The following is a 21,244-nucleotide window of genomic DNA, read 5'->3' as shown; positions in this document are numbered from 1 at the left end:
GGGGGTCCGGGGGAAGGCCCGGACCCCAATTCCAACCGGCGAAGCCGGGTTTCGCTAGACGGGGCGAATCTGCCCGTCGCCCCACACGATCCACTTGGTGGAGGTCAGTTCGGGCAGGCCCATGGGTCCGCGGGCGTGCAGCTTCTGGGTCGAGATGCCGATCTCCGCGCCGAAGCCGAACTGCTCACCGTCGGTGAACGCGGTGGAGGCGTTGACCATGACGGCGGCGGCGTCCACGCGGGCGCTGAACTCGCGCGCGGCCTTCAGGTCGGCGGTCACGATGGCCTCGGTGTGGCCGGTGCCCCACTCGTTGATGTGGTCGACGGCGGCGTCGAGATCGTCGACGACCTTCAAAGCGATGTCCAGGGACAGGTATTCGTCGGCCCAGTCGGTGTCGGTGGCGGGCACCAGGCCCGGCAGGTCACCGTGGATGGTGACGCCCTTGTCCTCGAGCGCCCGGATCATGCGCGGCACCGCGACCTCGGCGATGGCCCGGTCGATGAGGACCGTCTCGGCGGTGTTGCAGACCGAGGGCCGCCGGGTCTTGGCATTGATCAGGATGGACTCGGCCATATCCAGATCCGCGTCCTTGTGGACGAAGACGTGGCAGTTGCCGGTGCCGGTCTCGATGGTCGGCACGAGCGCGTCGCGCACCACGGCGTTGATCAGGCCCGCGCCGCCGCGCGGGATCACCACGTCGACCAGGCCGCGGGCCTGGATCAGGTGGGTCACGCTGGAGCGGTCCTCGGACGGTAGCAGCTGCACGGCGTCGGCCGGAAGACCATGCGCCGCAAGGGCTTCCCGCAGCACCTTCACCAGGGCGGCGTTGGAGTTCGCGGCCGAGGAGGACCCGCGCAGCAGCGCGGCATTGCCCGACTTGAGCGCCAGCCCGAAGGCGTCGACCGTGACGTTCGGCCGCGCCTCGTACACCATGCCGACCACGCCGAGCGGCACCCGCACCTGGCGGATCTCGAGGCCGTTGGGCAGCGTCTTGCCGCGCACCACGTCGCCGATCGGGTCCGGCAGCGCGGCCACCTGCCGCAGCCCGGCCGCGATCCCGTCGACCCGGGCCTCGGTGAGCCGCAGCCGGTCCAGCTGAGATTCGGCGGTGCCGCCGGCCTTGGCGATCTCGATGTCCTCGGCATTGGCCGCGAGGACGGCGGCCGCGGCCGCGAGCAGCGCGTCGGCCGCGGCGTGCAGCGCGGCGTCCTTCTGCGCGGTGGTGAGCTGGGCGAGCGTCCGCGACGCCACCCGAGCCCGGCGCGCCGAGTTGTGCACCGCCTCGCGGACGGCGTCCCGGTCGGTGGTCGTGGGAGCAGTCATACCGACAGATTACTGACTGCGTTCCGACGCCGGTCGCGGGCAGGTTGTTACCTTGGACCCATGACCGCGAGCATCCGGTTGTCCTCGGGCACCGGTCGATGGGTTCTGCTGGCCACCGTCCTCGGTTCGGGGATGGCCATGCTGGACGCCACCGTCGTCAATGTGGCCCTGCCGCGGATCGGGGACGAGTTCGGCGCGTCGATGGCGGGCCTGCAGTGGACCGTCAACGCGTACACGCTGACCCTGGCCGGACTGATCCTGCTCGGCGGGTCGCTGGGCGACCGGTACGGGCGGCGGCGGGTGTTCCTGATCGGGGTGGTGTGGTTCGCCGTCGCCTCGGCGTTGTGTGGTGCGGCGCAGGATATTTCGATGCTGATCGCGGCGCGCGCGTTGCAGGGCGTCGGTGGCGCGCTGCTGACACCCGGATCGCTGGCCATCATCCAGGCCTCGTTCGCACCCGGGGAACGGGCGCGGGCGGTCGGGGCCTGGTCCGGGCTGGGCGGCGTGGCCGGGGCCATCGGGCCGTTCCTGGGCGGCTGGCTGGTCGAGGCGGCCGGATGGCGCTGGGTGTTCCTGCTCAATATTCCGTTGGCCGCCTTGGTGATCGCGGTGACCGTCAAACACGTGCCCGAGACGCGGGATGCCGGCGCGCGCGGGCGGTTCGACGTCCTGGGGGCGGTCCTGGCCGCGCTGTGCCTGGCCGGGCTGACCTACGCGCTGACCATGGCTCCCGAACGCGACGCGAGCCGAATATTGGTGTGGGGCAGCGCGATCGCGGGGATCGTGGCCGGTGCGGCGTTCGTGATGGTGGAGCGACGGCGGTCGCGCCCGGGCGAGGACCCCGCCGCCATGCTGCCGGTGACCATCTTCTCCTCCAAGCAGTTCACCGCGATCAACGTGGTCACCTTCGTCATGTACGGGGCCATGAGCGTGGTGTTCTTCCTGTTGGTGCTGACCTTGCAGGTGGTGTCCGGGTTCGATCCGATCGCCGCGGGCACCGCGATGCTGCCGGTGACCGTGCTGATGCTGTTGTTCTCGGCCCGTTCCGGCGCGCTCGCCCAGCGCGTCGGCCCGCGCCGGCCCATCACCATCGGCGTCCTGCTGGCGGCGGCGGGCATGCTGCTGATGACCCGCGTCGGCCTGCACACCTCGTACCTGCGCGATGTCCTGCCCGCCGCAGTGGTTTTCGGCCTCGGCCTGACCCTGGCGGTCGCGCCCCTGACGGCGACCGTGCTGGCCACGGCCGACGAACGGCACGCGGGCGTGGCCAGCGGCGTCAACAACGCGGTCGCCCGCGCGGCGGGTCTGCTCGGCGTCGCCGCCATCCCGCCGCTCGCGGGCCTCACCGGCGCCGCCTACACCAACCCGCCCGATTTCGCGCACGGCTTCCACCTGGCCATCGTGACCTGCGCCGTGCTCATGCTCGCGGCCGCCGCCCTGGCCTTCTTCACCGTCCGCGACGACGCCCTGCGCACCGCCCCGCCCGAGTGCGAGCCCGAATGCCGCACCTTCTCCGCCGTGGCGAGCCCACCCCTGGAACCCGATCACCACACCCCGACCATCGGAAGCGAGCGCGCATGACCACCACCGAACCGACCGTCACCCAGTCCACCGACACCGTCCCCCAGTTCTTCGGCATCAAGGTCGGCGAGACCCGCGCGGGCCTGACGGCCTACGTCGATCACGGCCGTCAGCGCATTTTCTTCCACACCGAGATCGACGACGCCTACAGCGGTCAGGGCCTGGCCTCGAAACTGATCTCGGCGGCCCTCACCGCCACCCGCGCGGCGGGCCGCCGCATCGTCCCCGTCTGCCCGTTCGTGAAGGCGTACGTGGACAAGCATCACGACTTCGACGACATCGTCGATCCGGTGACCCCGGAGGCGAAGGCCGTCGTCGAATCGGCCCTCGGCTGATCCGGCTGCACTAGGGTCCCGGCCATGGCGCGAATCGCGGTGGTGGGCAGCATCAATATGGATCTGGTGACGACCGTGGGCCGGCGGCCGGAGGCCGGGGAGACGGTGTCGGGCGACGGGTTCGCCCTGGTGCCGGGCGGGAAGGGATCGAATCAGGCGATCGCGGCGCGCCGGGCCGGCGCGGAGGTCGAGTTCGTCGGCGCGGTCGGGTCGGATGTGTTCGCGGACGCGTTGCGAAAGGTGTTGCGGGAGGACGGGGTCGGGGTCGCGCGGCTGCGGGAGGTGGACGGGCCGTGCGGGATCGCCACCATCGTGGTGGACGCGGGCGGCGAGAACACCATCATCGTGGTGGCGGGAGCCAACGGGCGGATGACGGAGCTGAGCGCGGCGGATCTGGAGACGGTGGCGGGCGCGGATGTACTGCTGTGCCAGTTGGAGATTCCGGTGCCGACGGTGCTCGCGGCGGCCCGGCACGCGCGGGCCAACGGCACCGTCGTGCTGTTGAATCCCTCTCCGGTGCGGGACCTTCCGGGCGACGTCTGGGCCGAGGTGGATATCGCCGTGGTCAATGCGGGCGAGGCCGCGCGCCTGGAGTCCGCGCTGCGCGACGTCCCGCACGTCGTCACCACGCTCGGCGGCGCGGGCGCGTCCTATCGCGGTCCCGGTGGACTCGCGCTCTCCCACCCCGGTTTTCCGGTGCGCGTGGTGGACACCACCGGTGCGGGCGACACCTTCACCGGAGCGCTCGCCGCGCACTGGCACGAGGGCCCGGCGGCCGCGCTCGCCTGGGCCTGCGCGGCCGGGGCCCTGGCCACCACGACATTGGGCGCCAGCGCATCGGTTCCGGCGGCGGCCGAGGTCGAGGCGGTACTCGCGGCGGCCGGCGCTCGATAGCCGAATGTGATGATGGGCTGAGGCTCGACGAAAGGGTGTGGCATGTCGCTGCGGCATGGGTTGCTGGGGTTGCTGGCGGAGGGCCCGGCCAGCGGGTACGACCTGGCCCAGCGGTTCCAGGAGGCGCTGGGCCCGGTGTGGCCGGCCCGGCATCCCAAGATCTACGCCGAACTGGGCAAGCTGGCCCAGGCCGGGATGATCGAGATCGACAGCGAGGGCGCGCGGGGCCGCAAGGCGTACCGGATCACCGAGTCGGGCCTGACCGAGGTGCGTCGCTGGCTGGTCGAGGAGGAGGTCGACCACACCCTGCGGGTGGAACCGCTGCTGCGGTCGTTCTTCTCCTGGCTGATGGACCCCGCCGATCTGGACGAGCATCTGGAGCGCGAGGCCACGTTCTTCGGCGACACCGCGGCCATGTACCGGGAGCTCGCGCTGGCCAAGGACCGCGGCGATTTCGGCGACGACCCGCACGCCAAGTCCAAGCGGATCACGGTCGAGGCGGGTATCCGGCTCTACGAGGCGCTCGCCGAATGGGCGGAGTGGGCGCGCGACGAGATCGCCGAGGATCGGTAAAACACCGCACCACACCGGAATTCGCATCGGCAGGGGCACTCGCATCCATTGACATGTCCCTTGGGACATGTACCCTTGTTCATGTACCCGGGTATTTGCGAATCAACCGCGACTCGATCCGAGGCTTCCCATGACAGCACCCACCAACGTGCGCGCCATACTGCTGACCGGCGCGAACGGCGGCATCGGCCGTGCCTGCGCACAGGCCCTGGCCGCCAAGGGATTTCACGTCTACGCCGGTGTCCGCACACCGGCGCCCGAGCTCGATGCCACCGGCATCACCCAGATCACCCTCGACGTCACCGACCCCGGCAGCGTCGCCGCGGCCGCCGAGTACATCGGCAAAACCGAGGACGGGCACGGCCTGCACGCCGTCATCAACAATGCGGGCGTACTCGTGCAGGGCCCCGTCGAACTGGTGCCCATCGAGGAATGGCGCCGCCAATTCGAGGTCAATGTGCACGGCCCCGTACGCGTCATCCAGGCGTTCCTGCCACTGCTCCGCGCCGGCGGAGGCCGCATCGTCAACGTCAGCGCGGCCAGCGCCCGGGCCGCCTTCCCGTTCCTCGGCCCGATCGGCGCGAGCAAGTCCGCGCTGGAGTCGTATTCGGAATCACTGCGGGTCGAGCTGGCCCCGTGGCGTATTCCGGTGTCGATCGTGCAGCCCGGGGCCATGCGCACCGAGATCTTCGCCAAGTCCACCGCCGCCGCCGAATCCGCACGGGCACAGGCCGATCCGCGGAGGGTGGAACTCTACGAACGCCAGCTCGTCGCCTTCGACACCGCGGCCGCCGGACAGCGGTACGCCCCGCCGGAGGTCGCGGCCGCCGCCATCGTCCGCGCCGTCGCGGCCCGGCGACCGAAAGCCGTCTACGTCGCGGGAACCGATGCGCGGCTCGCCGTGTGGCTCTCCCGTATCCCGGCCCGGCTGCGGGACAGCGTCTTCCAGCGCGCCCTCGGCCTGTCCGGCATCGAACCCGCCCCCGTCCACTGAACCCGCCCACTGAATCAGGAATCGAGCACATGGATCTGGGACTCACCGGGCGGACCGCCCTCATCACCGGCGCGTCCGCCGGCATCGGCGCGGAGATCGCGCGCGTGCTGGCCGCCGAGGGCTGCCACCTGCACCTGGCCGCCCGCGGCAAGGAACGGCTCGACGACCTCGCCGAGCGGCTGCGCGCCGTGCACGGCGTCGAGGTCCACACCCACCCGGCCGACCTGCGCGAGGCCGCCGATATCGAACGGCTCGCGGCGGTCGTCGGCGCGCCGGACATTCTGGTCAACAATGCCGGGGACATGCCCGGCGGTTCCCTCACCGCGGTCGACGAGCAGGCCTGGCGGCACGGGTGGGAGCTGAAGGTGTTCGGCTACATCAACCTGAGCCGCCTCGTCTACGCCCGCATGAAGGAGCAGGGCAGGGGCGTGGTCGTGAATGTCATCGGCGCGGCGGGCGAACGCCCCGATGCCGAGTACATCGCGGGCAGCACCGGCAATGCCGCGCTCATGGCCTTCACCCGCGCCCTGGGCAGTCGCAGCTGGCGCGACGGCATCCGGGTGGTCGGGATCAATCCGGGTCCGGTGGCGACCGCCCGCATCACCGCGCTGATCGAGCACAATGCCCGCTTCGCGGAGATGGCCGCGGACTTCCCGTTCGGCCGACCGGCCCATCCGCGCGAGATCGCCGATATGGCAGCGTTTCTCGCCTCCGACCGGTCGGGTTACACGACCGGGACCGTGGTCACCATCGACGGCGGTCTCAGCCTGATCTGATCGGACCCGGGCCTGATCCGAGGCTCAGACGGTCGTCTTCGTCGCCGTGTGCAGGGCGACGAGGTCGGCCATCTGCCGGCCCGCGCGTTCCAGGGGCGCGGTCGTCCGGCTCGCCAGCGACATGACGACCGCGCCCTCGACGGCGGCGATGATGGTGGTCGCCAGCGAGCGGGCGGTGTCGGGCTCGACGCCCTCGGCCTCGAGGCGGGTGGCGAGGATGGTCTCCCACTCCTCGAAGGTCTCTCCCGCCACGTCGGCGGCCTCCGGCGATTCCGTGCGGCCCAGCGCCGCGGCGGTGATCGGGCAGCCGGCGGCGAAATCGCTGGCGACCAGGACTTCGCGCCACATGGCCGGGAAGGCCGCGATGGCGCTGGCGAGGTCGGTGCCACCGGTGACGGTACGCATGAGCGCGCTGGTGGCCTTGCCGGCGGTGCGGGTGGCCTCCGCGACCAGTTCGGATTTGCCGCCGGGGAAGTTCAGGTAGATGGATCGCCGGGAGATGCCGCTGTGCTCGAGCAGTTGGGCGATGCCGGTTCCGGCGATGCCATTGCAGCGCATCAGGGCGATGGCGCTGTCGATGAGGCGGTCGCGGGCGCCCATGGTCGATTCCTCCTTGTTGTATACCGATCGGTGTACTACCGTCAGTGATATACCGATTGGTCTACCGAGTGTAGTCCGCCGATCAGCACTTCGACGAGGAATCGGAGCACCCATGCCCCCGGCAGCCCCACAGCCGACCCTGTCCGATCCCCTGCCCCTGGCCAGCGGGCAGGTGCTACGCAATCGCATTATGAAGTCGGCCCTGAGCGAGGGACTGGCGAATGGCGACAATGCCCCCGACGCGCGCCTGGAACGCCTCTACGGGCAGTGGAGTCGCGGCGGCTACGGCCTGATCGTCACCGGCAATGTCATGGTCGACCGGCGACACTGCGGCGAGCCCGGCAATGTGGCCATGGAGGACGAGCGCCACCTGGCCGCGCTCACCCGCTGGGCCACGATCGCCAAGGAGGGCGGCGCGAAGGTCTGGGTGCAGCTGAATCATCCCGGACGGCAGGCCAATCCGATCGTCACCCGCACCCGCGCGGTCGCTCCCTCCGCCATCGCGGTGGGCATTCCCGGCATCCCGGCCCCGCGCGCGCTGGCCGAGGACGAGATCCTCGACATCGTCGCCCGCTTCGGCGCCGCCGCCCGGGTCGCCGAGGCCGCCGGATTCGACGGGGTGCAGATCCACGGCGCGCACGGCTATCTCGTCTCCCAATTCCTGTCCCCGCTGTCCAATCAGCGCACCGACGCCTGGGGCGGTGACGCCGAACGGCGGCGGCGCTTCGTGCTCGAGGTGGCGCGCAGCATCCGCGCGGCGGTGAGCCCCGGGTTCGGCGTGGGCATCAAGCTCAACTCCGCGGACTTCCAGCGCGGCGGCTTCACCGAGGAGGAGTCGCGCGCGGTCATCGAACAGTTGTCCACCGAGCAGCTGGATCTGATCGAGATCAGCGGCGGCAGTTACGAATCCCCCGCCATGCTGAACCGTCCCAGCACCGCGTCGGCAAGCACCCGCGCCCGCGAGGCGTATTTCCTGGACTACGCGGGCACCGCCCGGCAGGCCGCGGGCTCGGTGCCGATCGCGGTGACCGGCGGCTTCCGGTCCCGCTCGGCCATGTCCGAGGCGCTGTCCGAGGGGGCCTGCGACGTGATCGGCCTGGGCCGCCCGACCGCGGTGATCCCCACCGCAGCGGGCGACCTGATCACCGAGCGCACCGACGCCCTGCGGTCCCCGCACATCACCTTGAGCCTGCCGCCGCGCCTGGCCGCCAACCGCGGACTCAAGGCCATGGACGGCGCGATCGACCTGCAGTGGCACACCGACCAGCTGCACCTGCTCGGCGCGGGCAACGCCCCCGATCCGGACCGATCGCCCTGGCGGACGGCGGTGATCATGCTGCGCCGCAATGGTTTCGACGCCTTCCGCAGCAAGCGCCCCGCCGCGCCCCGGAGCGCCGCCGAGCGGGCCGCTCGCAAGTTCCGGATCGAGCGGGCCGTCGGCCGCGCGGTCATGAACCCGGCCGTGCGCGCCCTCGACAAGGTCGGCATCCGCACCGCCTTCGCCAGCGAGATCGAGACCGTGGGCCGCAAGTCCGGGCAGCCGCGCCGGGTCCCGGTGTCGCTGCTGTTCGATGACGAGGGCGCCTGGGCCATCTGCCAGCACGGCATGCGCTCGGGCTGGGGGCTGAACATCTCCGCGAACCCGAATGTCCGGGTCCGCCAGGGTGATCGCTGGCGGACCGGCACCGCCGCCCTGCTCCCCGACGACGATGTGGTGGCACGCACCCGCGCTTTCGCCCCGCACCCGCTGCTGGCTCCGCTGGCGCGCGGCATGTTCGCGGCCCTGGAGAGCGATCCGGTGACCGTCCGGATCACCTTCACGGATCGATGATCCGATGACGATTCACCGTCACCGGAAAGTTATTTTCTTGTGATATGATCGAAGCGAAATCGAATTCTCCTGTCTACCATCGGATCTCACGGCTATTCGCCGACTTTCGAACGATGGGAGAAATTCGATGGACGACGGCTCACCGAACGACAAGGGCCCGAGCCGGACCGCGATGATCGCCGCCGCGGCGCGCGCCGCGCATCTGGTCGTGGATCACCCGCCGCATCTGTTCCACGACACCGTGGCCGCGACGCTGCTGGGTGAGCGAGCCGCCGAACTCGTGGCCTACCATCGCGAATCCGGTGATCACCCGGTCCTCAGCGGCAGCCGATCCCAGGTCAGCGCCCGCGCGCACTACACCGAGACGCGGCTGGCGGCAGGCGGTTTCGAGCAGTACGTGATCCTGGGCGCGGGCCTGGACACCTTCGCCTGGCGCACCGCGCCCGGCGGGCGGGTCTCCGTCTACGAGGTGGACCATCCGGCCACGCAGGCGTGGAAGCGGGAGCTGCTGACCGACGCCGGATTCGATACGGCGGCAGTGGAATTCGTCGGCGTCGACTTCGAGCGCGACGATCTGACCGCGCAGCTGAAGGCCCACGGCTTCGACCCGGATCGCCGCTCGTTGGTGAGCTGGCTGGGCGTCGCCATGTACCTGACCGAACCTGCCATCGCGGCCACCCTGGACACCCTGTCCGGTTTCACGCCCGGCACCGAACTGATCATGGAATACGCACTCCCGGACGAATTACAGGACGAATCCGGCCGGGTATTCGCCCAATTCGCCCGCCTGGCCACCGCGCAGCAGGGCGAGCCCATGCTCAGCTACTTCTCCCCCGAGTCGGTGACGGCGCTGCTGAACGAGCACGGGTTCACGGTCGCCGAGCACATCTCCCAGCGCGAGGCGGTCGACGCCGCGTTGTGGCAGCGCACGGATGGCCTGGCGCCCGTGGACTTCTGCCGATTGGTGCGCGCTCACAACTGAGGGCGGACCAGGATCTGGATGTGGTCGTCGGGATTGCGCAGTGACTCGATCGCGTCGGCGACCCCGTCCAGTCCCACCTGATCGGTGATGAGCGAGGCGGCGTCCACGGTGCCGTCGGCGATGCGGCGCAAGGTCTTCGCGTACTCCTCCTGCGGGTAGACCATGCACATCTGCAGCGAGATGTCCTTGTAGAGGCCGACGATGGGGCGGATGACGTCGTCGGTCATGACCGCGCCGATCTGGAGGATGGCGGTCTCGCGCGGCACCTTGTACATGAGGTCGTTGAGCAGGCCGGGCACCGAGGCGCAGACCCATACGTGCAGCTTCTGGCCGGGTGCGGCCAGCTCCTGCCAGATCTCCACCGGATCCTCGACGGCCGGGTCCACCACCCGGTGCGCGCCCATCCGCAGCGCGGCCTCGCGGCGCAGTGCCGAGGGGTCCGAGACGACGATGGGGGCGACGCCGCGTTCGGCCAGCGCGGCCACCGCACCCAGACCGACGGGGCCGCAACCGATCACGATGCCGGTGCCGTCCGGCCCGATGCCGGTGCGGGCGACATTGCCGAAGCCGACGGCGAGGGGTTCGGTGAGCGCGGCGACGTGCGGGGGCACATGGCCGGGAATCGGTTCGAGCGCCATGGCCTGCAACACCATTCGCTCGCCGAACCCGCCGGGGAACTCGTTGGAGTAGCCGATGCCGTGGATTCCGCCCGCGCGGTCCAGCGCCCAGGGCAGCGCCACCACGGCCTGTCCCTCGACGAACGGCGTGTCCGGTCCGGCGCCGATGACCCGGGCGGACAGCTCGTGGCCCAGCACCAGGTCCCGGCACGGATCGAACAGGAAGGTCGGCACCCCGCTGTCGCGAGAGGCCTGGAGAAACTCGTCGGTGTAGTCGAGGGCCTGCTTGTCGGACCCGCAGATCCCGCAGGCGATGGTCTCGACCAGCACCTGCCCCGGTCCGGGCACCGGTTCCGGAATCTCGTCCACGACGAGCTTCCGGTTCCGCATGACTACCGCGCGCATGTCTCTTCCCAGCCTCGGGTCACCGTCGAGAATTCACTGTCCTAGCCGCGGGCCCATTCGTGACCCCAGTAGCTGTCCGCGGTCATCTCCTCGGCCACGTAGTCGTCGCCGACGAGCATGCCCTCGCAACCGAATTCGAGATCCCAGTTGCCGGGGGTGCGCACGTAGAAGGAGATCATCTTGTCGTTGGTGTGGCGGCCCAGCGTGGAGGACAGGTGGTAGCCGGCCTTGTTGACGCGGTCCAGGGCGCGGCCCACGTCGTCGAGCGAGTCGACCTCGACCATGACGTGCACGATGCCGGGGCCGTCCGGGCGCGAGCCGGGGATCAGCGCCAGGCTGTGGTGGCGCGGATTGACGCCCATGAAGCGGATCCAGATCGGGTGCTCGGGCGGGCCGACGCGGAACGAGCCGCGCGAGGCGAATCCCAGCACCTCGGTGTAGAACTGGCGGGCTTCCTCGATGTCGCGCACCGGCAGCACCACGTGGCCCAGACCCAGGTCGCCGGTGACGAAGCGGTTGCCGAACTTGCCGACCACCGGGCTGTGGTCCAGCAGCGGGCCGTGGAAGACCTCGATGGTGAAGCCGGACGGGTCGACGAAGGAAATGGCCTCCTCGACGTGCCGGTTCACGGCCTCGGCGACCGAGAGCTCGGTGACCTCGATCTTGGCCTGCTCCAGGATCTCCCGCACCAGGTTCAGCGAGCGGCGGTCGGCGACCTGCCAGCCGACGGCGATGACCGCGTCGCGGTCGCCGGGCACCAGTTCCAGGCGGTAGGTGTGCTCGTCGACGCGCAGGTAGATGGAGTCCGGATTGGGGCCGATGCCCTCGGCGAAACCGATGGTGTCGAAGGCGAACGCGCGCCAGGCGTCCACATCGGCGATGTGGGCGCGCACGTAGCCGAGCGAGGCGAAGGCAGCCATGGTGATACTCCTCGGGAGATTCGGGATATCAGGAATAGGTGACGGTGACGTCGTCGGTGACCGGAACGGCCTGGCAGGCGAGCACATAGCCGTCGGCGATGTCCTCCTCCTCCAGAATCTCGTTGCGGCGCATGGTGACCTCGCCGGTCAGGACGCGGCACACGCAGGCGCTGCACGCGCCTTCCTTGCACGAGTACGGGGCGTCCAGTCCCTTGGCGAGCATGGTGTCGAGCAGGGTCCGCTGACGCGGCCAGGGCATTTCGTGGTTCTCGCCGTCGAGTTCGACCCGCACCGTCGCGGCGTCGCCGTCGTCGATCACGGCCTCGCTCGCGGCGGTGTCGGCCTCGAACGGGTTGCCGGACAGCGACACGAACTTCTCGGCGTGCACGCGCTTGCGGTCCGCGCCCAGCTCGGTCATGGCGGCGGCGACCGCGTCCATGAACGGGCCGGGACCACAGACGAAGACCTCCCGGCCCGCCCACGGCCGGGCCAGCGCGGCCAGGCCGGCCACACTGGGCAGGCCCTGCACGGACTGCAGCCAGTGCAGCACCAGCAGCCGATCCGGGTGCGCGGCAGCCAGTTCCGCGAGTTCCTCGGCGAAGATCACCGAGTTCTCGTGCTGGTTGGCGTAGATCAGCGTGCAGTGGCCACTGCCCTGCGCCAGCACGGATTTCAGGATGGACAGCACCGGGGTGATGCCGCTGCCGCCGGCGAACAGCAGCAGGTCGGTGTCGAGCGACTCGGGGGTGAAGATGCCGGCGGGCGGCAGCACGTCCAGGGCCAGGCCCTCGGCGGCGTTGTCGCACAGCCAGTTCGAGCCGTAGCCGTCGACGGTCCGCTTGACGGTGACCTTCAGCGGGCCGCCCTCGTGCGGGGCGCTCGACAGCGAGTAGCAGCGGCTGACCGAGCCGGTGCGGTCGCTGGGGATGCGCAGGGTGAGGAACTGGCCCGGACGGTAGGCGAACCGTTCGGTGTGCGCGGCGTCGGGAACGAGCTCGAGCGACACCGCGTCGGCGGTCTCGCGCACCACGCGCACGATCGTCGCCGATGTGATCCCGCTCACCTGAGCGGTCGCCACGGCCTCGTCTACCTCGAAGTCTGTGACCGTCATCCGTTCCACCAGTTCCATTCCTGTGCTGTTCGTTTCGAACCCGCCCAGGCGGGTATCAGTAAACCGGGGCCGACCGCCGACGACGTCGGAAGGCCCACCCGGAGGAGGCCGGCCCGCGGCGGGCCGGCACTCACTCAGGCCAGAGTTCGCCCGCGGGTACGGACGTCCGTATCCCGCGTGCTGACCGTCAGCGCACCCGAGGCGACCGCCTCGTCGATGCTGGCCCGCAGCTCACGGCAGGTGTGCGAACGCAACCCGGTCTTCTCGAGTTCCGTGCACGCGGCCTGCGCGTCCTTGTTCCACTGCACGCTGGTGTGCTGGTCACTGAACTTCTCGACCTGCACGCAGGTCCCGCAGGACCGGCACGAAACCTTGTCCATGGCACTGCCTCTCAGGCGCCGGTGCTGGATGCGTGGCCCGCCACGGCGGCGTCGCGCTTGGCCAGGTTGTCGGCGACCTCGGCCTCCCAGGCGGTGACCGCGCGGGTGGTGTCCACCTCGAACTCGAAGCGGTCGGTCATCTCGTCCGCGACCTCGCCGGCGTCCACGTAGAACTGCTCGTACCAGCGACGCAGCTGGTAGACCGGCCCGTCCTCCTCGCACAGCAGCGGGTTGTTGATCCGCGACTTGCGCTTCCAGATGGCCGCGTCCTGCTCGAAGCCCTTGCCCAGGCCGCCGACGAACTTGGCGGCGATCTCCGCGGCCTGCTCGGCCGGGACGCCCTCGGGCTTCTTGGCGATCGCGCCGTACTGCAGCACGAACTGGTTCTCGTTGATCGGGTAGTGGCAGTTGATCAGGTAGCCCTCGACCACGAGCCCGTTCGGGCTCTCGCTCTCGAGGTAGTCGATCATGTAGGACGGCCCGTAGTACGAGGCCTCCGACTGCAGCACGTTCTTGCCGCCCAGCGCCTTGGCGGTCTCGCCCATCATGTCCTCGCGCGACACGGAGGTCATGTACTGGCTGGCGGTGTGGCCCTCGAAGACGTTCTTGAAGAAGGTCGGGAAGCCGTAGTGCACGTAGAAGAAGTGCGCCATGTCGACGACGTTGTCCACCACCTCGCGGCAGTTGGCGTCGACGATCATGGAATTCCAGGTCCAGTCGGTCCACTGGTCGTCGAAAGCGGCGTCGATGCGCGGGATGGCCAGCTCGGCGGGCGGCTGCTTGTTCTCCGGGTCGTGCCAGACGAACAGCTGCTTGTTCTCGACCATGGTCGGCCACGCCTTGGTGCGGGCCAGCGGGGGCACGCGGCGCGCGTAGGGGATGCCGGTGCACTTGCCCTTGCCGTTCCAGCGCCAGTCGTGGAACGGGCACGCGATGGAGTCGCCCTTGACGGTGCCGTCGGCCAGGTTGCCGCCCATGTGGGGGCAGTACGCGTTGAGCACGTTGAGCTCGCCGCTCTCGGTCGCGAACACCACGATCTCGGTGCCGAAAGCCTTGACGGTGTGCGGCTTTCCGTCGCGGAAGGAGTCGGCCAGGCCCAGGCAGTGCCAGCCGCGCGCGAATCGAGTCGGGGGCTTCCCGGCATCGATGACTCGCACCTCACTGTCCGTGGTGGTCATGTGAATTCCTCTCCCTTGCCTTGCTTCGATGGTTGCGGCCGGTGTGACGGTGACGACAGTGCAGTCTCACTGGCCGGGCGGTGACTACTGATAGTCGAGACGGGCCCGATTACGGATGCTCGAGACGACCGAACGCGGCGCGGTAGAACAGCAGCGGCTTGGCTTCGGAATGTTCATTCAAGCAGGTCACGCGTCCGATGACGATGGTGTGGTCGCCGCCGTCGGCCTCGTCGTAGAGCTCGCAGTCGATCGACGCCATGGCGCCCGCGAGCAACGGCGAACCGTTCTCCGAGGGGGCCCACTCGACGCCCGCGAACTTGTCCGGGCCGGGGCGGCCCAGCTGCCGGCAGAGCTCGGCCTGGTCGTCGGCCAGAATGTTGACACAGAACCGCCCGATCTCGCGGATGCGCGGCCACGTGCTCGAGCTGCGCGCCGGGAAGAAGCTCACCAGCGGCGGGTCGATGGACAGCGATGCGAACGACTGGCAGGCGAAGCCGAGCGGCTCGTCCTCGTCGAGGGCGGTGATCACGGTGACCCCCGAGCAGAAACGCCCGAGGACGGTCTTGAAGGCCGTCGCGTCGATGGCCGGGGTCTGATCGAGCACCGGCTCCTCCTTATTTCGATCCGAAATATAGCTAGCAGTCATGACAGCAGGTCGTGAGCAGGAGGCGTCAACACGGTGGTTCGGTGATCGGGACACGGATCCGTAGGTTTTACGTAGTTCTCCCGATTCCGCAGGTTGTGGCGTGCGGCACTGTGATGGGTAGCACAAGGTCCGAGCTAGGTACATGCCTAATCGGAATAGCCCCATCCGATACACCCAGCCCGGATATGAACCAACGGAGGTACATATGACCATCGCCATGCTGCCGCCCGCGGATACTCGACACCCCCACAACCCCATGCGCGCCAAGGAATCTCGCGCGAGTGCCGAGGTCCCCGTCTCGATGATCGAGCGCATGACGCTGATCCTGGACGCCTTCGACGCCTCCACCCCGACCCTCACGCTGCTCGGTCTGGTCGAGCGCACCGGGCTGCCGCGGTCCACCGTGCACCGGATCCTGGACCAGATGATCAAACTGCGCTGGCTGGCCCACACCTCGGGCGGCTACCGGCTGGGCATGCGCGCCCTCGAGCTGGGCGGCCTGACCGCCGACCACAACGAGATCCGCGACGCCGTCTCCCCGCTGCTGCACGAGCTGAGCCAGCGCACCGGCATGGTCGGCCACCTGGCCGTGCTCGACGGCCGCGACGTGGTCTACCTGGACAAGGCCGGCGGCCGCTTCGCCGCGAGCCTGCCCACCCGCCTGGGCGGCCGGATGCCCGCGCACGCAACCGCTCTCGGCAAGGCCATGCTGGCCTGTCTGGAGCCCAACATCGCCGAGGCCGCGCTGCGCACCCGCCTGCCGCGCCTGACCCCGCGCACCATCTGCGAGCCCGAGGCGCTGACCCGCGAGCTGCAGCAGATCCGCCTGCGCCAGGGCGTGGCCATCGACCGCGAGGAGGCCATCGCCGGCATCGCCTGCGTCGCCGCGCCGCTGCGGGGACGGGGCACCGCGCCCGCCGCGCTGTCGCTGTCGGGTCGCGCCGAGGGCATGAGCTACGACCGGCTGGCCCGCGTCGTGCTCGAGGTCGCCCACGAGGCCGGCCGCACCCTGTTCCCGCGTCGCGCGCACTGGCGTTGATCGGAGCGGGCACATGCCGGGGCGATACAGTTCGATGATGATCGATGGCGTGCCGTCCGCGGAGGCGCGGGCGATTCCGGACCTGCCCACGACCGCGTGGGCGGTGCTCGGAATGCTCTCGCATGCCGAGGAACTCTCCGGATACGACCTCAAGAAGTGGGCCGACTGGAGTCTGCAGTTCTTCTACTGGAGCCCCTCGTTCTCCCAGATCTACGCCGAGCTCAAACGTTTGGAGAAACACGGGTACGCGGTGTCGCGGACCGTGGTCTCCGAGGACGGCATGCGCGGCAAGCGCATGTACGCCATCACCGAGGCCGGGCGCGAGGCCGCCTCGGAGTGGGTCAACCACTCCCCCGTCGAGGCCCCGGTGCTCAAACACAGTGTGATGCTGCGGGCTTGGCTCGGTCATCTGGCCGAGCCGGACCGGATGCGCGAGATCCTGCAGCAGCACATCGAATACACCGAGACCATGCGCCGCCGGGCGCAGGCCGACGCCGAGGGCGCGGACGTGAATCCGGATTGGGCCTACCCCAGCGCGGTCTTGCGGTGGTGCGTCAAGCATTACGAGGCGGAGAAGGAATTCGCAGAGGACTTGCTGTCAGATTTGGACAAACTGGCGAGACAGCGTAGCCGCAGGAAGACCGCGAAGAAATAGAATTCCGGTGATTCCCACTGACCGGACTTTGTGATGGGCAGCACTCCTCGGGCGTGACACGGTTCACAGGATCGTGTTACTACCCACCCTGGAGGACGCACTATGTCCACCTCCGTCGACACCGCGGTGCCGCCCGGAACTGCGCCTGACGACTCGGGTCGTCTCGATGGCGCGTCAAACCTGAGGATCTGGTCGGTCCTCGCGATCATCGTGCTGTTCACCGAGATCTCCCCGATGCAGTACGTCATGGTCGCCTCCGCCCTGCGCCAGATCGCGCCGACCTTCCCCGACCAGGGCGCGAACATCAACTGGGCCATCATCGTGTTCGGCATCTTCGGTGCCGCGGTGTCCCCGCTCATCGGCAAGCTCAGCGACATCTACGGCAAGAAGCGGATGTTCCTGATCTGCGGCGGGCTGTTCCTCATCGGCACGGTCCTGTGCGCGCTCACCAGCACCTGGGCGATCTTCCTCGTGGGCCGCGCGCTGCAGGCCACCGCCATCGCGACGACCGTGGTGTCCTACGGCCTGATCCGCGACCTGATGCCGCGCCGCATGGTGCCCATCGGCCTCGGCATCGCCTCCACGGGTCTGGGCGTCTCGGCGCTCGCGGGTCCGCTGATCGGCGGCTACATCACCGATCACACCAGCTGGCGTGGACTGTTCTGGTTCCTGTTCATCTTCACCCTGGTGATGACGCCGCTGCTGATCCTGTTCGTCCCGGAGTCGAAGCTGCGCACCCCGCAGCGCCTGGACATCATCGGCGCGGTGCTGCTCGGCGCCGGCGCCACCCTCACCCTGCTGTACCTGGACAAGGGCCAGGACTGGGGCTGGAGCAAGCCGTCCACGCTGGTCTGGCTGATCGGCGGCCTGGCGCTGCTGGCGCTGTTCCCGATCGTGGAGATGCGGGCCAAGAACCCCATCATGGACATGAAGCTGCTGTTCAACCCGCGCGTCAGCGTGGTGCTGTTCATCGGTCTGCTGGCCTCGTTCATGATCGGATACCAGTCCTACGCAACCGGTTACATGACCCAGTCGCCGCCGTCGTCGGAGGTGGTCTCGCAGGTCAAGGACGCCACCTGGGAACAGGTGAAGCAGGGTGCGCTGGCCCAGGCGCAGGCGCAGGCGCTGACCCAGGCGCGGGCCCAGGGCCTGGCTGCGGCCGAGGCGCAGGCCAAGGCCGCCATGCCCCCGGGCATGGAGCTGCCGGCCGAACTGAAGCAGCAGTTGACCGACAAGGTCAACGCCCAGGTGACCCCGGAGATGGTGAACGCCCAGGTGCCGCCGGAGGCGGTGTACCAGCACCTGCCGCCGGACATGGTGAAGGTGGATCTGGAACCGGGCTACAGCTACGGCGACAACTTCACGCTGATGAAGTTCGCCACCCACGTGACGCTCGCACAGTCCTTGATCGCCATGATCTTCGGATTCCTCGGCGGTCTGTGGATCCGGCGCTCGGGCGCCCGCTGGCCGCTGGTGACGGCGCTGACCATCTTCGTGGGCAGCGGTCTGGCCTACGCGGCGCTCTCGCACGGCTGGCAGACCCAGGCGCTGATCAGCGCGGTCTACGGTGTCGCGTTCGCCTTCTACTACGCGTCCACGCCGAACTTGATCGTGGAAGGCGTTCCGGCGCAACAGCAGGGCATCAGCGCGGGCATGCTCGGCGTCATGCAGGCCATGGGCGCCGCGATCGGTCTCGCGGTGGCCACCGCGCTGCTGACCGCCAACCCGGTCAAGGCCGTGGTGTCGGTGACGGGCGCGCCGCCGGTCACCAAGGAGATCCCGATGCTGTACGCCGACAAGGGTTACGAGCTGGGCTTCTACTTCGTGGCTGCCTCCGCGGCGGTGGCGCTCGTCGGAGCGCTCATCATGAAGCACGGCCGGACCCCGGCGACGGGTGGTGCCGCGCACTGACCGCGGGGCATTCTGCGGCACTGACCGCGAGGCACTGATTGAAGGGGAAGGGCCCGGGAGCGATACGCTTCCGGGCCCTTTCCGTGACCGCTCACCGAGACCTGACCTCGATGTTCTCCGCCAGTCATATTTCTATTGGTAATAGGCCGCAAGCCCAAGTTCTGCAAGCCATCGTTCGTGCGGCCGGAGAGGTTGGTCGACGATGACCGGTGCACTGGACTCCATCGAGAGCGCGGTGGCGGCGGTGGCCCGCGGCGGCATGGTGCTGGTCGTGGACGACGAGAACCGCGAGAACGAGGGCGATCTGATCCTGGCCGCCGAACACGCGACCGCGGCGAACATCGCGTTCCTGGTGCGGCACACCAGCGGCGTCCTCTGCGTGCCCATGACCGGCGAGGACTGCGACCGGCTCGGGCTGCCGCCCATGACCGCGGTCAACGAGGACCCCAAGGGCACCGCGTACACCGTCTCCGTGGACGCCGTCACCGGTGTCAGCACGGGCATCTCCGCGGCGGACCGCGCGCACACCATGCGCCTGCTGGCCGATCCGCGCACCACCGCCGAACAGCTCTCCCGCCCGGGCCACGTGTTCCCGTTGCGCGCCAACGACCGTGGCGTGCTGGGCCGTCCGGGCCATACCGAGGCCGCCGTGGACCTCATGCGCCTGGCGGGGCTGCGGCCCGCCGGTGTCATCGCCGAGGTGGTCGATGACGACGGCGGTATGGCCCGGCTCCCCGATCTGCTGATCCTGGCGAAGGAATGGGACATCCCGCTGGTCTCCATCGCCGACCTGATCGAGTACCGGAAACGGTTGGAGCACGGCATCTCCCGCGAGGTCGAGACCCGGCTGCCCACCCGCTTCGGCGATTTCCGGGTCTACGGCTACGCCGACGCCCACACCGGCGCCGAACACCTGGCTCTGGTCCTGGGCGACCCGTCGGGCGAGAACGCCTTGGCCCGAGTGCATTCCGAATGCCTGACCGGTGACGCCTTCGGGTCGCTGCGCTGCGACTGCGGCGAACAGCTCGACGCCGCCCTGGAAGCGGTGGCCGCCGCGGGCCGCGGGGTCGTGGTCTACCTGCGTGGTCAGGAAGGCCGGGGCATCGGGCTGCTCAACAAGCTGCGCGCCTACGAACTACAGGACGGCGGGGCCGACACCGTGGACGCCAATGTCCGGCTCGGCCTGCCCATCGACGCCCGCGACTACCGGGCGGCCGCCCACATCCTGCGCGATCTGGGGGTGAATTCGGTTCGGCTGCTGAGCAACAACCCGGCCAAGCAGTCCGGGCTGCAGGCCCACGGCATCGCGGTGCACGCCCGGATCCCGCTGCAGACCCAGCCGACCGAGCACAATGTGCACTATCTGACCACCAAGCGGGATCGGATGAGCCACCTGCTGACCGACATTCCCGCGGTCGGCTAGCGACCGGGTTCAGTCGTCGTCCCGGCGGTGCTCGTCCCAGCGGAGCCCGAGCCGGAACGCCTGCAAAGCCGGTTTCGCCGGGGACACCCAGGCCTGAAAACGCAAGTCCGACGGGTACTTCACGCCCGAACGGCGGATCGCGGCCTTGGTCTCGGCCGCCATCTGCCGGGCCGCGCCGACACCGTGGTTGTACATCTGCCCGCGCGTGTGGTCGTCCTCGCGCACCTCGAGCCGGGACTGGGCGTTGGCGGCGAAGAAGCCCTGCGCGATCCAGTGCGGGCGATCGGCCAGGGTGATCACCCAGATCACGTGCGGGACAAGGGGATGCAGGACCGGCAGGTCCACGGTCAGCGACAGGAACAGGCGGTCGATGTGGTCCTCGAGCTCCTCGAGGGTGGCCGCGTCGGGCTCCTTGTCGCCCAGCGCCCCGATGTCCCAGGCGCGCGACTCGTCCGGCCACGCCAGCCAGCACTCCCCCGGCCAGTGGTCCTCATGGTATTCCCAGTCGAACTCCCGCTCGGTCTCGCGCGGGCCGCGCGGTTCGATCCGCAGGCTCACCTCGATCGGCCGGATCGACCGGCCCAACGTCACGATCTCCCCGCCGCGCCACCACATCGCCTGCGCGCCCGGGCCGCCGACCAGGTCCGGTTCGCCCAGGACGCCGACGCAGTCGGCCAGCGCGGTGGTGAACACGTGATCGACGACGGCCGACCCGCAGGGATACGACAGCACGAGCTGTGTGAACTCCCCGTACCCGAACCCCGGCGCGGTGGCCACCCGCCGGGTCTCGACGGCGACGAGTTCCGCGCCGTCCACGGCCGCGAAGACCAGCCCGGCCGCGTCGTCGCGGGTCGACTCCCAGGCCAATTTCGTATAGACCTCATCGATCTCGGCCCACGACCAGTCCGTGAGCTCGGCGGCCAGCAGCGCCGAGAGCGCTTCACCGAAGCCGCCCAGCTCCACTCGGCGACCGTAATTGCGCGCCCACCACTCGTTCGCCTCCGCATCGCGTTGCCGCCGTTGCTCTTCCGTCGGCTGCCGGAAGTCATCCCCAAGGTCTGCACTCACCG

General features: G+C 69.5%; 21 protein-coding genes. 12 read left to right on the top strand and 9 right to left on the bottom strand.

Features of this window, described 5'->3' with window-relative positions; all coding sequences use genetic code 11:
* Positions 1-54: 54 nt before the first annotated feature.
* Positions 55-1,323 carry a glutamate-5-semialdehyde dehydrogenase gene (locus tag ACQPYY_RS08595; protein ID WP_433593351.1) on the bottom strand — a complete coding sequence of 423 codons (1,269 nt, stop codon included), beginning with the start codon at positions 1,321-1,323 and terminating at the stop codon, positions 55-57.
* Between the two features lie 60 nt (positions 1,324-1,383).
* Between ACQPYY_RS08595 and ACQPYY_RS08590 the strand changes: the two genes are divergently transcribed.
* The 6 genes from ACQPYY_RS08590 (at position 1,384) to ACQPYY_RS08565 (ending at position 6,476) form a co-directional block, all read left to right on the top strand.
* Positions 1,384-2,904 (top strand): MFS transporter, encoded by a 1,521-nt coding sequence (locus ACQPYY_RS08590; protein WP_433593350.1) that lies wholly within the window; start codon positions 1,384-1,386, stop codon positions 2,902-2,904.
* Positions 2,901-3,239 (top strand): GNAT family N-acetyltransferase, encoded by a 339-nt coding sequence (locus tag ACQPYY_RS08585; protein WP_433593349.1) that lies wholly within the window; start codon positions 2,901-2,903, stop codon positions 3,237-3,239. Before ACQPYY_RS08590 ends, ACQPYY_RS08585 begins: the two co-directional genes overlap by 4 nt.
* A gap of 24 nt (positions 3,240-3,263) precedes the next feature.
* Entirely contained in the window at positions 3,264-4,133 is an 870-nt protein-coding gene (locus tag ACQPYY_RS08580) for a ribokinase (protein WP_379101381.1), read from the top strand.
* 42 nt (positions 4,134-4,175) lie between these two features.
* Positions 4,176-4,706 carry a PadR family transcriptional regulator gene (locus ACQPYY_RS08575; RefSeq protein WP_379101379.1) on the top strand — a complete coding sequence of 177 codons (531 nt, stop codon included), beginning with the start codon at positions 4,176-4,178 and terminating at the stop codon, positions 4,704-4,706.
* 130 nt (positions 4,707-4,836) lie between these two features.
* Positions 4,837-5,700 (top strand): SDR family NAD(P)-dependent oxidoreductase, encoded by an 864-nt coding sequence (locus ACQPYY_RS08570; protein ID WP_433593348.1) that lies wholly within the window; start codon positions 4,837-4,839, stop codon positions 5,698-5,700.
* Between the two features lie 29 nt (positions 5,701-5,729).
* Positions 5,730-6,476, top strand: coding sequence for a short-chain dehydrogenase/reductase (locus ACQPYY_RS08565; protein ID WP_379101375.1), 747 nt, complete (start codon positions 5,730-5,732; stop codon positions 6,474-6,476).
* Between the two features lie 24 nt (positions 6,477-6,500).
* Here ACQPYY_RS08565 and ACQPYY_RS08560 read toward each other — a convergent pair whose 3' ends face one another.
* Complete coding sequence (locus ACQPYY_RS08560; protein WP_433593347.1) at positions 6,501-7,076, bottom strand: TetR/AcrR family transcriptional regulator; 576 nt, start codon at positions 7,074-7,076, stop codon at positions 6,501-6,503.
* A 112-nt stretch (positions 7,077-7,188) separates the two neighbouring features.
* Between ACQPYY_RS08560 and ACQPYY_RS08555 the strand changes: the two genes are divergently transcribed.
* Both ACQPYY_RS08555 and ACQPYY_RS08550 read left to right on the top strand, forming a co-directional pair.
* Positions 7,189-8,907 carry a nitroreductase family deazaflavin-dependent oxidoreductase gene (locus ACQPYY_RS08555; protein WP_433593346.1) on the top strand — a complete coding sequence of 573 codons (1,719 nt, stop codon included), beginning with the start codon at positions 7,189-7,191 and terminating at the stop codon, positions 8,905-8,907.
* A 127-nt stretch (positions 8,908-9,034) separates the two neighbouring features.
* Positions 9,035-9,889 (top strand): class I SAM-dependent methyltransferase, encoded by an 855-nt coding sequence (locus ACQPYY_RS08550; RefSeq protein ID WP_433593345.1) that lies wholly within the window; start codon positions 9,035-9,037, stop codon positions 9,887-9,889.
* On the opposite strand, the gene ACQPYY_RS08545 is transcribed toward ACQPYY_RS08550, so the two are convergent.
* The 6 genes from ACQPYY_RS08545 to ACQPYY_RS08520 form a co-directional block, all read right to left on the bottom strand.
* Positions 9,880-10,911, bottom strand: coding sequence for a zinc-binding dehydrogenase (locus ACQPYY_RS08545; RefSeq protein WP_433593344.1), 1,032 nt, complete (start codon positions 10,909-10,911; stop codon positions 9,880-9,882). The genes ACQPYY_RS08550 and ACQPYY_RS08545 overlap by 10 nt on opposite strands.
* A 41-nt stretch (positions 10,912-10,952) precedes the next feature.
* Positions 10,953-11,831, bottom strand: coding sequence for a VOC family protein (locus ACQPYY_RS08540; protein ID WP_433593343.1), 879 nt, complete (start codon positions 11,829-11,831; stop codon positions 10,953-10,955).
* Positions 11,832-11,859: 28 nt separating this feature from the next.
* Entirely contained in the window at positions 11,860-12,942 is a 1,083-nt protein-coding gene (locus ACQPYY_RS08535; RefSeq protein ID WP_433593342.1) for a 2Fe-2S iron-sulfur cluster-binding protein, read from the bottom strand.
* 134 nt (positions 12,943-13,076) lie between these two features.
* Positions 13,077-13,322: a hypothetical protein gene (locus ACQPYY_RS08530; RefSeq protein WP_379101360.1), complete on the bottom strand. Its 246-nt coding sequence runs from the start codon at positions 13,320-13,322 to the stop codon at positions 13,077-13,079.
* A gap of 11 nt (positions 13,323-13,333) precedes the next feature.
* A complete protein-coding gene (locus tag ACQPYY_RS08525; protein ID WP_433593341.1) occupies positions 13,334-14,500 on the bottom strand; it encodes a Rieske 2Fe-2S domain-containing protein in 1,167 nt (388 codons plus the stop codon).
* 109 nt (positions 14,501-14,609) lie between these two features.
* On the bottom strand, positions 14,610-15,104 hold the full coding sequence (locus tag ACQPYY_RS08520) for a flavin reductase family protein (protein WP_357279627.1): 495 nt from the start codon (positions 15,102-15,104) through the stop codon (positions 14,610-14,612).
* A 247-nt stretch (positions 15,105-15,351) separates the two neighbouring features.
* On the opposite strand from ACQPYY_RS08520, the gene ACQPYY_RS08515 reads away from it, so the two are divergent.
* From ACQPYY_RS08515 to ACQPYY_RS08500, 4 genes are all read left to right on the top strand, one after another.
* Entirely contained in the window at positions 15,352-16,185 is an 834-nt protein-coding gene (locus ACQPYY_RS08515; protein ID WP_357090075.1) for an IclR family transcriptional regulator, read from the top strand.
* Positions 16,186-16,222: 37 nt separating this feature from the next.
* Positions 16,223-16,840, top strand: coding sequence for a PadR family transcriptional regulator (locus ACQPYY_RS08510; RefSeq protein ID WP_357279630.1), 618 nt, complete (start codon positions 16,223-16,225; stop codon positions 16,838-16,840).
* A 102-nt stretch (positions 16,841-16,942) separates the two neighbouring features.
* On the top strand, positions 16,943-18,751 hold the full coding sequence (locus ACQPYY_RS08505; protein ID WP_379101353.1) for an MFS transporter: 1,809 nt from the start codon (positions 16,943-16,945) through the stop codon (positions 18,749-18,751).
* A gap of 202 nt (positions 18,752-18,953) precedes the next feature.
* Positions 18,954-20,174 (top strand): bifunctional 3,4-dihydroxy-2-butanone-4-phosphate synthase/GTP cyclohydrolase II, encoded by a 1,221-nt coding sequence (locus ACQPYY_RS08500; protein ID WP_379101351.1) that lies wholly within the window; start codon positions 18,954-18,956, stop codon positions 20,172-20,174.
* Positions 20,175-20,183: 9 nt separating this feature from the next.
* Here ACQPYY_RS08500 and ACQPYY_RS08495 read toward each other — a convergent pair whose 3' ends face one another.
* Positions 20,184-21,242, bottom strand: coding sequence for a hypothetical protein (locus tag ACQPYY_RS08495; RefSeq protein WP_433593340.1), 1,059 nt, complete (start codon positions 21,240-21,242; stop codon positions 20,184-20,186).
* Positions 21,243-21,244 lie beyond the last annotated feature (2 nt).

This window comes from Nocardia sp. CA-145437, assembly GCF_050956485.1.
Classification (GTDB): Bacteria; Actinomycetota; Actinomycetes; order Mycobacteriales; family Mycobacteriaceae; genus Nocardia.
This window is presented reverse-complemented; position numbering and strand designations above follow the sequence as displayed.